This is a genomic window from Dactylosporangium sp. NPDC051485, from assembly GCF_040682015.1.
GTDB lineage: Bacteria > Actinomycetota > Actinomycetes > Mycobacteriales > Micromonosporaceae > Dactylosporangium.
The window spans coordinates 1-9,951 of record NZ_JBFAZW010000125.1; the positions used below are offsets into that span (position 1 = coordinate 1).

Below are 9,951 nucleotides of genomic sequence, written 5' to 3' on the forward strand. Positions count from 1 at the left end.
CAGCGGAATGCCGAGCAGCGGCGAGCGGACGGCCAGCGGCAGCCGGTGGGTTCTCGCACGGACCGCACCGGCATCGTTGCCGGTGTCGTTGCCGGTGTCGTTGCCGGCGCCGAGCGGATCGGTGTGGGCGGCGGCGACGGCGGGGGTGGCGTGCAGCTCCGGGATGCCGTTGCTGGCCAGCAGCGGGCTGGGACCGCTGCGCAGGATCAACGCCGGCTGGTGGGTGTCGGTGCGGGTGCGGTTGGAGGGGGTCGGGTCAGTGGCGGGATGGGCGCCGGTGGAGCGGGACAGGGCATGTTCGGCGTGCAGCACGGTGGCCGGCAGGTCGAACCAGAAACGTCGGTACATGACTTGGTGTGCTCGCTTTCGGGTCGGCCGGCCTGGCTGCGCCCGCCCCTGGGCGAGCGGCAGCCAGGCGCGGCGATGGTTTGTCGGGAAGCAGCGGCGCGGCAGTCGGCAGACCGCCAGGCGCGCGGCGGGCCGGGTGAGCGGCCCAGGTCGGTGCTGCGGGTGCGGTTCAGCCCCGGTGCGGGTCCGCCGCTTGGGAGTCCGGTTCGTCGGCCAGGCCACCGGGGATGGCCTCGTCGACGTCGTTGACGTCGTAGTCGTCGACGATCTCGGCCTGGTCGAGCAGGTTCTCGACGACGTCCCGGGCGGCGGCGAACGCGTCGTCGCCGTCGGCGGCGGCGATGGTGACGGTCAGTGCGACGGTGAGCTTCGCCGTCCAGTACCGCGGCAGCGGCTCCAGCCCGAGCGCGGCGAGCAGGTCGTTGGTGACGTCGAGGTCGAAGTTGCCCGCGGCGACGCCGTCGCGCACGTTGTGCCGGAGCTGCACGCCCGCGGCCTCGTGGGCGGCGAGTCGGGCCTCGGCCCGTTCGGCGCGTTGCCGGCAGGTGCACGGCTGCGGGGTGTCCGCCGCTGCGGCGGACGCGGTGCCGGTGGCGGCCGGGTCCACCGGATACTGGCCGGTCATCGCTGGCCTCCGGCGGTGTGGGTGAAGGTGTAGGTGGCGGCCGGGTTGGTCGGGTCGTCGGTGGACAGCACGGTGAGGGTGTTGGTGGCCGGGTCGATCAGGTACACCCACGGTTCCCACAGTTCGCCGAGGCGGGCGACCGGCACGGCGGTGGGCGGGTCGGTCGGGGTGGCCTCGATCGCCATGCCTACGCCGGCGATCGGGGTGTCGCCGGCCAGGAAGGTGGTATCGGTGCTTACGTCGGTGCCGAGGTAGGCCCAGGTGCAGCGCAGCAGGGCGGTGGCGGTGGCGGCGGTGTCGCCGTGGAAGGTCTGCTCCTGGATCTCCGTGAGGGCGGGCACCAGGTATTCGGGGATGGCGTCGGAGTGCACGTAGCGCAGGTGGACGATGGTCGGGTCGGTGGTGTCGGGGCAGCCGACGTAGCCTCGGGTTCCCATGGTCGGGACGCTCCTTCGGTGCGTGAGGTTCGGACGTGTGGTCTGGCGGCCCGTCTGGTCAGGGCCTGCCGCGAGCGGTGCGAGGTGGATGAGGTGCAGCGGGCGCTGGTGAGCCGGTTGCGGCGGTGCAGGCCGGCCGGGATGCGGCTGCCGCCGACCGGCCAGGCCGGGAGTGCCGCGCCTGCGGTAGCCGGGGCGCGATCGTGCGGTTCCGAGGCGGCCACGGCGCGACTTTCGGTGCGGGTGCTCGGCAGCGTTGGCGAGGTGCCGTGCCGGTGGCCGGGCCGGATCGGGCCTGCCGGCGTTCGCGGCAGAACCCGGACCCGATGCGGCCCTGGCTGTCGTGGTCGCCAGTCGCGGCAGCACCAAGTGGGCAGCACCAAGTGGGCAGGGCCAGGTCGGCGGGGCCGGAAGGTCGTCAGGACGGCTCGCCGGGCTGGGTCGTCTCGATGATGGTGAAGGTGTCTTCGCCGTCGATGAGGCCGAGCTGACGGCCGTCGTCCCAGCGGACGTGTGTGGTGTTGCGGCTGTCGACGCGGGTGACGGTGCCGAGCGTGCCGGGAAGGAGGGTGGTGTACGGGTCGCTGCAGTGCAGCACCTGGACCCGGTCGCCGATCTTCGCCGGCGGTACTGCGGGCGTCGTCGGGTCGTCGCTGGTGCGGTGTTCTGGACGCGGGTCGGGCATGGACGTGTCCTCTCTGGGCTCGTCTGGTCTTGTCGTGGGTGTGCGGCACTTGGCGCCGCTGCGGTCCCGGGTCGGCGCGTGCTACGCCCTGCTGGGCGTGGCGATTCGGTGGCGCGGCGGAGGCCGGACGCTGTGCGTGCCGTGGATGGCTCCGCTGTGGATCCGGGTGTCGTTACTGGCCGACGCCGAGTGGGGCGCCGACTGCGGCCATGAACGGCACGGGATCGACGGCGCTGGCGGAGCTGTGGTCGTGGCCGCCGTCGGCGCTGAGATGCGTTTCGTAGTGGACGTGGGGTCCGGAGGAGTGGCCGCTGCTGCCGGTGACGCCGATGACGTCGCCGGCGGCGACGGGTTGGCCTTCGGTGACGGCCGGGTGGGTGAGCATGTGGCAGTAGCGCGTGACGACGCCGCCGGGATGGTCGATGTCGACGTACCAGCCGCAGCCGCGGGTCAGCTGCGGGTCGCCGTCGCGGTCGCAGCCCCAGTCAGCCCCGGTGCGCACGTCGACGGCGTTGCACCGCACCCGGCTGACGACACCCGCGGAGGCGGCGTGGATCGGGGTGCCGCGGGCGGCGATGAGGTCGACGCCGTCGTGGGTGGGGCGGTCGCTGGTGCGGAACCCGGACCCGACGTGGGCTGCGACGGGCTGGGTCCAGCCTTCCGGGCTGAGGGTGATGTTGCAGGCCGCGAGGGCGCCGGTGAGGCCGGTGAGGGTCTGCACGATGGTGACCGCGTCGGGTTCCCACTTCGCGTACGCGTCGGGGAAGGCGGAGACCTGCACCTTCTGCGCGGCCTCGGTCAATGGCATGCTCTGCCAGCCGTCGATCGTCAGCAGCTTGTCGTAGAACTTCCCGGCCGCGTAGGCCGGGTCCATCAGCTGCTCGTCGCTGCCCCAGCCCTGCGACGGGCGCTGCTGGAACAGCCCGACGGAGTCCCGGTCGCCGTAGCGGATGTTGTTCAAGGACGATTCCTGCATCGCGGTGGCCACGGCGATTACCCACGCTCGGGCCGGGAGTTGCCGCTGCACGCCGACGGCGATGATCGCGGCGGCGTTGCCGACCTGGGTGGCGTCCCATTGCCCGATTGCCGGGAACACGCCGCCCGGGGCGGTGACCGTGGCCGGCGGCTGCGTGGTGCTGCCGTTACTGCCGTTCGGGCGTGGGGCGCAACTGGCGGCGGCGCCGCCGCCGGTGAACAGCACACCGGTGAGGCCTGCGCAGACGAGGATGACCGCGCAGACGAGGCAGGCGATGAGCGCGAGGATGCGGCTGGTCATGACGGGACCGCCTGGCTCGGCGGGCCGGCGGTACCGGCCGTGCCGGCGGCGCGGATCGTGGTGGTCCTGATCCGGTCGGCCGGGCGGGTGGATGCGGTGGTCGTGTGGTCCGGGCGGTGCATCGCGACGGAGTCCTTCCCAGGCGGGTGTGGGCTGGGCACGCCGCGGCGCCCACACCGTCCGGGGCTTCGACCCTTGGGCCGTGTCCGTGGATGGCTGGGCGCCGCTGGCGTGCTACCGGCCGACGGCCGGGTTGTGGTGATCGGTTGTGGTGATCGGGTTGCGGTGACTGGCGTCGGTGGTTCCGGCGCCCGGGGTCAGTGGGTGAGGGGGTGCCGGCTGACCGGGTGACCGTCGCCGGTGTGGACGGTGACGGTGTCGGCGTCGGGGTCGAGCAGGTACAGCCACGCGGTGTCGAGTTCGCTGATGTGCGCGAGGGGAACGACGTCCGCGGGTTCCGGCTCCGGGGCGGTGCCGTCCGGGCCGGTCGCGGCGTGGGTGAGGCCGACTCCGGCGATCGCCCGCCGGCCGGTGACGCCACGGCCGGCGGTGGTGGTGGGGTCGAGCCGGTCCCAGTCGTGGGCGAGCAGCCGGGTGCCGAGATCGGCGCTGTCGTGGCCGGTCGCGGTGAAGATCCGGCGCAGGGTGGGCAGCATGGCGTGCGGGTGGCCGCCGTGTTCGACGGCGCGGACGTGGACGAGGTGCGGGCGGTGCTGGTCGGTCAGGCCGATGAGGCAGCCGCTGTCGAGGTAGTGGACAGCGCCTCGGGCGTGCCGGTCCGGGCCGGGCGTGGTCGTGGTGTCGCTGTCGAGGGCGTCGACGGCGGCCCGGATCGTGGTGGCGAGGGTCGGCTGGTAGGCGATGTCGCCGTCGGGGGTGCGCAGGACGGTGTCGGTGTCGCCAGCGCCGCCGGTGGGGTCGGTGATGCCGATGGCCCAGCCGTGCCCGGCGTGCGGGGCGATCAGCTGCGCCTGCGCGGTCCCCTCCGGTGGGGTGAGCACCAGCAGGTACACGCCGCCGCCTGCGGCGGGGGTGGCGTGCGCGGTCCAGCCGGCAGGCAGCAGATCGGCGGCGAGGCCGGCGGAGGCGACGGCGACCTCACGGGTCTCGTCGCTGATCCGGGTGTACCGGGTGGCTGGGGCGGTGCAGGCGCTGCTCGAGCGGTGGTGCATGGCGTCGGTACGGTCCTGGAACGACATGGAAGGTGCTCCTCCTGCGTGTGGGTTGCATGGCGTGCTGCGGGTACGGAGTTGTCGGCCGTCGCTGGACGGCGGAAAAGGTGGCGACCGGTCCGCCGGTGGCGGAGCGGTCGCCGACGTGGTGGCCGGTTCGGCAGGTCGCGGTCAGTCCGCGGTCAGGTCCGCGGTGCCGTCGCCGCGGACCGGCGCCGGCTGCGGCCAGGTGCCGGTGGGGTGCGGGCCGGCCGACAGGAGGTGTCGCCAGGCGGTGCCGGTCCAGTACTGCCAGCTGATGCCCTCCACGAGCGGTTGCTGGCCCAACTGCTCGCGGAGGTCGCGGAACGCGGCGGGGCCGGCCGGTGCGGGGTGGACCCGCAGGACGGCGAGGATGGCGCCGGTGTCGTCGAGCAGCCGCACGAGGGTGTCCCCGGCGGCGGTCGCGGCATCGGCGGCGACGCCGAGGCAGTACTCTTCGGCGAGGGCGTCCAGGAGTGCCGCCTCGGTCATCGGCTCGCCGCGGCGGCGGGCTGCGGCGACGTACGTCTGCCACTGTGCGGCGTCGAACGGGTCGCCGGTCGCGGCCAGGCGGGTGGGCTGTGATCCGCCGAGGACGTTGCCGACCGGGTCGCCGGCGTGATGCAGTTCGGCGACGTACGTGCCGCCCCGGCTCAGGGACCGCAGGGCGGTGACCCGGTAAGGGGCTGGTGCGACCCTGGTGTACGGGGCGTGGGTGAGCAGCACCCATTCCTGCTGCCGGTCCGGTTCGGGCAGGTCCCCGGCGATGCGGTCGCAGTCGTACGGGTCGACCGCCTCCCAGCACCAGCTCCAGCCCATCACCACGTACCGGCCGTCGTCGTCGGGTCCGATGCGTTCGACGTCGTCGGGGTCGCCGGAGACACGGGTGGAGTCCACGACGATGACGTCGCCGTCGAACCGGACCCGGGCGAGGCTCACGTCGACCTGCCGGTCCAGGTCGGCGGCGGCGACCCCGCTGGCGGCGAGGTGCCGGCGGTAGGTGTCGCGGTTGTACTGCAGGTCCGCGACGATGGCGTCGGCGACGGCCCGGGTGCACCGGAACACGGCGAACCCGTTCCACGTGTCGATGAGCGTGCCGACGTAGCCGCGGGGGGTCCGCCACGCACCGTCACCGTCGGTGTAGGAACCCCAGTCGCCGGCGAAGACTCCGACGCTGCCGAGGGTCAGGTGGTCCGGGTGCATGCCGGTGAGGTCGCGGTCGTCGCCGCTCGGGTTGAGCGTGCGCCGGCACGCCGCGGCGATCGCGTCGGCGACGGTGGTGTCGAACCCGTCGAGGTAGGCGGTCTGGGCCTGCTGCCACTGCTCGCCGGTGAGCTCGGCGGCGGCTGCGGCGTGGTCGCCGGCGCTGGTGCCGCGGTGCCGGGCGGCGAAGCTGGCGGCCCAGCCGGAGTTGGTGCCGGGCAGCGTGTCCAGGACGGCGGGGTCGCCGTCGGTGATCCCGGCGAGGACCCTGCGGGCGGCCGGCCTGGGGTCACCGGTGGTCCTGCCGCCGATGGTGTCCTGGATCCACCAGTCGGCCGCGTCGGCGCCGTCGGTGACGCCGATGGTGCGCATGGCATCGAGTAGCTGCGGCCAGTCGAGCGTCGTGCTGGGCTCGGCTGCCTCGGGGTGGTGGCTTCCTCGCGCGTCGGTGTCGGTACTGGTGTCGTCTGGGACGGTGTCCGCTCTGGTGGTTGGGGGTTGCGGGGCGTGCTGGTCGTCGTGGTCGTGCATCGGTGCTCCACTTCCGGTTCGGGGTCGCTGCCGGCCGTTGACCGGCTGGCGGTGGTGCGGGCATGGCGAAGACCGCGCCGCCCGAGGTGGGCGACGCGGTCGACGTGGTAGGTGGTGGCTGGCGGGTCAGCGGGCCAGGATGGCGACTTTCTCGCCGTGCAGGAGCGGGGCGCCGTCCGGGCCTTTGATGTGGCCCTGGACCCAGGTCCGGTACGGCATGCCGTCACTGTCGGTCAGGCGCCGCCAATGGCCCTTCACGAAGAACCGGACCCGGTAATGCCACTTCGCTTCCCCGTCGCCGGGATCGGCAGCGGGGCTGCTGCGCCGCAGCATCACCACCCGGGTCTCGTGCGTGATCGACGCACGGGCGGCGCGGCGTTTGGCCGGCCGGTCGGCCGGGGTTCTCGGCGCGACGGTGATCGGCTGCGCCTGGATACGCCAGAACGCATACAGCACGGCGGCGATGACGTCGGTGCGGTTGCCGTCGTCGGCGATGACGTAGCGGCCGTCCGGGGTGCTGGACCAGTCCAGGTCCGCGTCGTCGACCGGCGGCGTGTCCGGCCGTGCCGGCACCGGGACGGCGATGGGCAGGGTGGCGACGTTGTTGAGCAGGTACGGGCCGAGTTCGGCGCGCAGCGCCGGATGCCGCTCGATGTCGCGGCGCAGGGCGACTGCGGTCGGGTCGTCCGGGTCGTGGACCGGGCTGTAGGAGCAGATGAGCCAGCACCGGTCCCCCGATGGGGTGCTCATGGAGGTCCAGGTGATCGCGCCGATCGCGAACGCGATCCCGTTGCGGCGGCGGTGATAGATCGGCTCGGGCAGGAACAGCACCCCGCCGTCGCACGGCGCGACGTCGGCGGTGAGCAGGTCCCCGGTGAGGTCGAGGGCCTCGCCGGCGGCGGCGACGATCGCGGTCATCGCCGGGGCCAGGACAAAGCCCTCCCCGCCGGCCCAGGCGGCCTTGCTCGCCCGGGCGACCGCGTCGACGACCTTGTCGGCCCTGACAGCGGGGTCCTGCCGTCCCAGCTCGCGCTCGGCGGGCAGGAGGCTGGCGAACAACTCGCCGAGGTAGTTCAGGCCGAGGATGCCGCTGTGGGCGTCGGCCATGCGGATCCGCACGTCGACGGCGGTGCGGGCGTAGTCGGTGAGGGTACGGGCGTCGTGGAAGGACAACGTTCGCCTCCGGAGGTCGGGCCGGTGGCGTCACGCCACCGGCAGGCAGAAGGGCCTGGTGTCGCCGGTGGAGCGGAAGATCGGGTCGTGCGGTGACAGCCCGGTGTGCGTTGCACCGGACCGGGTAGGGGTCGATCGACGCCTGCCTTGCGGCGCAGGTCAGGCCGTCGCGGCGACGTCCGGGTAGCCGTATCGGGCGGCGGTGTCCAGGGCATCCTGGACGTGCAGGAGGGTGGCGCTGCCGCTGATGGCGTCGATGAGCCAGATGGTGACGTTGTAGAGCGGGTTGTCGGTGTCCGGGATGTCGTCGGTGGCCGGCTCCGGCCGCACGAACCGCAGGGTCAGCGCGGCGCCGCGCAGGTGACGCAGGGTCGAGTAGGTGGCCTGCCCGGCGGTGATCGCCGCCGCGCAGCGCCGCAGTGTGGCCCGGAGTCCTTCGACGGCGCGCAGGCGGGCCTCGCGGTCCGGCACCGCTGCGGCTGACGTGCTGAGGGCGTCGGCCACGGCGGTGAGATCCTCGACGCACAGACCGAGCCAGAACGCGACGTTGACCACGGCGCTGTCCCGCGACCGGCGCAGCTGCCCGACGAGCATCTCGGCGGCGAGGTCGGCCGGTCCGGACGGCCTCATCAGGCGCCACCGTCCATGGTGGACGCGTCGCGCGGGCCGGTGCGGCCAGCGGCGGCGAGCAGCGCGGTCAGGCCCGGCTGGGTGGCCGGAGTGTCGTGCGGGTCGGGCTCGTCGTCGACGATCGCGGTCGCCGACGTGCCGGGGAGGCAGACGGCCTGGTAGACGCGTCCGTCGACGTCCACGGCGTCGGCGCGGCGGACCGCGGTGAGCGTGCACTGCTCGCCAGTGCCGCCCCCCGGGGTGGCTGCGGAGGTTGCGGTGCCGGTGTGGATGTCGTCGTAGAGGACGGCGCAGGCGACCAGCCGCATCCCGGGCCCGGCGGTGGTGAGCAGGTCGGTGACGGCGTCGGCGACGCCGTGCAGGGTGTCACCGTGCAGGGCGGCACCGTGCTGTGCCGGGGCTGCCGGTCGGTGCGGGTGCAGCGCGGCGGCGAGGTCGGGCAGGAGGTCGGGCAGGCCGCCACGGTGGGAGTCGAGCAGGTGCGGGTCGATGGCGACCGGGGCGCCGGTCATGCACCGGCTGTCCGGTCCCATGTCGAAGGCTGGGCCGTCGTGCAGCAGGAGCAGGTTGCAGACCGGCCGGTGGGAAGTACGTGCGTGGTGGTTGCCGGCATGCGGGCCGGGCCGTCGGGTCCGGGGAAGCGCGGGGATGTCAGGGGCTTCGGTTGCGGTGAGGAGCCAGCCGGTGAGGGCGTGGACGGTGTCGGTGGACAGCATGGAACTGCTCCAGAGGGCATCGGTGGTGGTGGGTCGAATCGGGCTGGGACGTGTCAGTGGCGGCGGTCCCGGCTGCGCCGCGGCGCGGCGTGCGGCTGACCGGCGGTGCCGGCGACGCTGTGCGCTTCGGGGGCGACGGGTTGGTGGCGGCGCAGGCCGCTGGGGTGCGTCTTGGCCCGGTATACGGCCTCGTCGGCCTCCCGCAGCAGGGTGCGGGCGGTGATCCCGAGCCGGCTGGTGGTGTAGCCGACGCTGGCGTGCACCGCGATGGTGGTGCCGCCGTCCAGGACGGCGGGTTCGGCGCCGACGGCGTCGGCTGCCGCCTGCGCGGCGGTGTGGACCTCGTCGGGGCCGCCGAGGGCGAGGACCGCGAACTCGTCGCCGGACAGCCGGGCGGCCAGCACCGCCGGTGCGGGCACCGCGTTGAGGCGGTGTGCGACGGCGGTGAGCAGGTCGTTGCCGGTCTCGTGGCCGTAGGTGTCGTTGACCGCTTTGAACCCGTCGAGGTCGAGCAGGATGACGCCGAACGGGCGGCCCGCGGCGACGGCGGACTGCAGCGCGGTGAGGAAGGTCCGGCGGTTGGGCAGGCCGGTGGTGTCGTCATGGCCGGCCTGGTACCGGGCGGTCCGCAGCGCGCGGCGCAGCCGCCACAGCGGCAACGCGGCGAGCGTGAGCCCGGCCACCAGACCACCGGTCATGGCAAGGATGAGGTGAGGAATCGTGGACACTGGGGAGGCTCCTGTCGTTGAGGAGCACCGGGGCGGGCACGGTAGGGGAACCTTCCGGTGCCCGCCCCGGGCTGTGCGTCGCCGTCGGTCAGACGGACGTCAGTGCCGATGCCGGCCCGGCCGGATCGGTGGCGCCGGTGTCGGCGGCGAGTTGGAAGCTCACCGGGTGCTCGGCCGCGGCGGCCAGGCCCTGGCGCTCCAGGCGTTGCCCGGACAGGACGACCGCGCCCGGGCTGGCCTTCGGCAGACCGGTACCTTCATCGGCCTTGTCGATCAGCCGGCACAGTTCGCTGACCTTGAACGCCCGGTCCGGTTGCGCCCGGAGGATGGCCAGGATCGACCGGTCCAGTTCGCCCGATGCGCGCCGCCGCGCGGGCTGGCCGCCGGTCGGCGGAGCCGATTCGGC

General features: G+C 73.8%; 11 protein-coding genes and 2 pseudogenes. All 13 read right to left on the reverse strand.

Annotation, left to right across the window (positions count from 1 at the left end; genetic code table 11):
• A pseudogene (locus AB0M46_RS43710) lies at positions 1-348 on the reverse strand (hypothetical protein); the annotation flags it as partial.
• A 169-nt stretch (positions 349-517) separates the two neighbouring features.
• Positions 518-973, reverse strand: a complete 456-nt coding sequence (locus AB0M46_RS43715; protein ID WP_363346147.1) for a hypothetical protein — start codon at positions 971-973, stop codon at positions 518-520.
• Positions 970-1,410, reverse strand: coding sequence for a hypothetical protein (locus AB0M46_RS43720; RefSeq protein WP_363346149.1), 441 nt, complete (start codon positions 1,408-1,410; stop codon positions 970-972). Before AB0M46_RS43720 ends, AB0M46_RS43715 begins: the two co-directional genes overlap by 4 nt.
• A 418-nt stretch (positions 1,411-1,828) precedes the next feature.
• On the reverse strand, positions 1,829-2,095 hold the full coding sequence (locus tag AB0M46_RS43725) for a DUF4314 domain-containing protein (protein ID WP_363346151.1): 267 nt from the start codon (positions 2,093-2,095) through the stop codon (positions 1,829-1,831).
• Between the two features lie 172 nt (positions 2,096-2,267).
• The gene (locus tag AB0M46_RS43730; protein WP_363346153.1) at positions 2,268-3,371 is read right to left on the reverse strand and encodes a M23 family metallopeptidase; all 1,104 of its coding nucleotides are present in this window, start codon (positions 3,369-3,371) and stop codon (positions 2,268-2,270) included.
• Positions 3,368-3,493 carry a hypothetical protein gene (locus AB0M46_RS43735; RefSeq protein ID WP_363346155.1) on the reverse strand — a complete coding sequence of 42 codons (126 nt, stop codon included), beginning with the start codon at positions 3,491-3,493 and terminating at the stop codon, positions 3,368-3,370. The genes AB0M46_RS43730 and AB0M46_RS43735 overlap by 4 nt, the downstream gene beginning before the upstream one ends.
• Positions 3,494-3,688: 195 nt before the next feature.
• On the reverse strand, positions 3,689-4,570 hold the full coding sequence (locus AB0M46_RS43740) for a hypothetical protein (protein WP_363346157.1): 882 nt from the start codon (positions 4,568-4,570) through the stop codon (positions 3,689-3,691).
• A 144-nt stretch (positions 4,571-4,714) separates the two neighbouring features.
• Positions 4,715-6,298 carry a hypothetical protein gene (locus AB0M46_RS43745; RefSeq protein WP_363346159.1) on the reverse strand — a complete coding sequence of 528 codons (1,584 nt, stop codon included), beginning with the start codon at positions 6,296-6,298 and terminating at the stop codon, positions 4,715-4,717.
• Between the two features lie 126 nt (positions 6,299-6,424).
• Entirely contained in the window at positions 6,425-7,471 is a 1,047-nt protein-coding gene (locus AB0M46_RS43750) for a hypothetical protein (protein ID WP_363346161.1), read from the reverse strand.
• A 159-nt stretch (positions 7,472-7,630) separates the two neighbouring features.
• Positions 7,631-8,101 (reverse strand): hypothetical protein, encoded by a 471-nt coding sequence (locus AB0M46_RS43755; RefSeq protein WP_363346163.1) that lies wholly within the window; start codon positions 8,099-8,101, stop codon positions 7,631-7,633.
• Entirely contained in the window at positions 8,101-8,817 is a 717-nt protein-coding gene (locus AB0M46_RS43760; protein ID WP_363346165.1) for a hypothetical protein, read from the reverse strand. Before AB0M46_RS43760 ends, AB0M46_RS43755 begins: the two co-directional genes overlap by 1 nt.
• Before the next feature lie 53 nt (positions 8,818-8,870).
• On the reverse strand, positions 8,871-9,545 hold the full coding sequence (locus tag AB0M46_RS43765) for a GGDEF domain-containing protein (protein WP_363346167.1): 675 nt from the start codon (positions 9,543-9,545) through the stop codon (positions 8,871-8,873).
• An 88-nt stretch (positions 9,546-9,633) separates the two neighbouring features.
• Positions 9,634-9,951: pseudogene (locus tag AB0M46_RS43770) on the reverse strand (hypothetical protein); the annotation flags it as partial.

What these genes read in the sequence shown, in the direction of transcription:
- AB0M46_RS43760 (WP_363346165.1), bottom strand. Translation starts at nt 8,817, where the DNA reads ATGCTGTCCACCGACACCGTCCACGCCCTCACCGGCTGGCTCCTCACC.
- AB0M46_RS43735 (WP_363346155.1), bottom strand. Translation starts at nt 3,493, where the DNA reads ATGCACCGCCCGGACCACACGACCACCGCATCCACCCGCCCGGCCGAC.
- AB0M46_RS43755 (WP_363346163.1), bottom strand. Translation starts at nt 8,101, where the DNA reads ATGAGGCCGTCCGGACCGGCCGACCTCGCCGCCGAGATGCTCGTCGGG.
- AB0M46_RS43720 (WP_363346149.1), bottom strand. Translation starts at nt 1,410, where the DNA reads ATGGGAACCCGAGGCTACGTCGGCTGCCCCGACACCACCGACCCGACC.
- AB0M46_RS43715 (WP_363346147.1), bottom strand. Translation starts at nt 973, where the DNA reads ATGACCGGCCAGTATCCGGTGGACCCGGCCGCCACCGGCACCGCGTCC.
- AB0M46_RS43740 (WP_363346157.1), bottom strand. Translation starts at nt 4,570, where the DNA reads ATGTCGTTCCAGGACCGTACCGACGCCATGCACCACCGCTCGAGCAGC.
- AB0M46_RS43745 (WP_363346159.1), bottom strand. Translation starts at nt 6,298, where the DNA reads ATGCACGACCACGACGACCAGCACGCCCCGCAACCCCCAACCACCAGA.
- AB0M46_RS43725 (WP_363346151.1), bottom strand. Translation starts at nt 2,095, where the DNA reads ATGCCCGACCCGCGTCCAGAACACCGCACCAGCGACGACCCGACGACG.
- AB0M46_RS43730 (WP_363346153.1), bottom strand. Translation starts at nt 3,371, where the DNA reads ATGACCAGCCGCATCCTCGCGCTCATCGCCTGCCTCGTCTGCGCGGTC.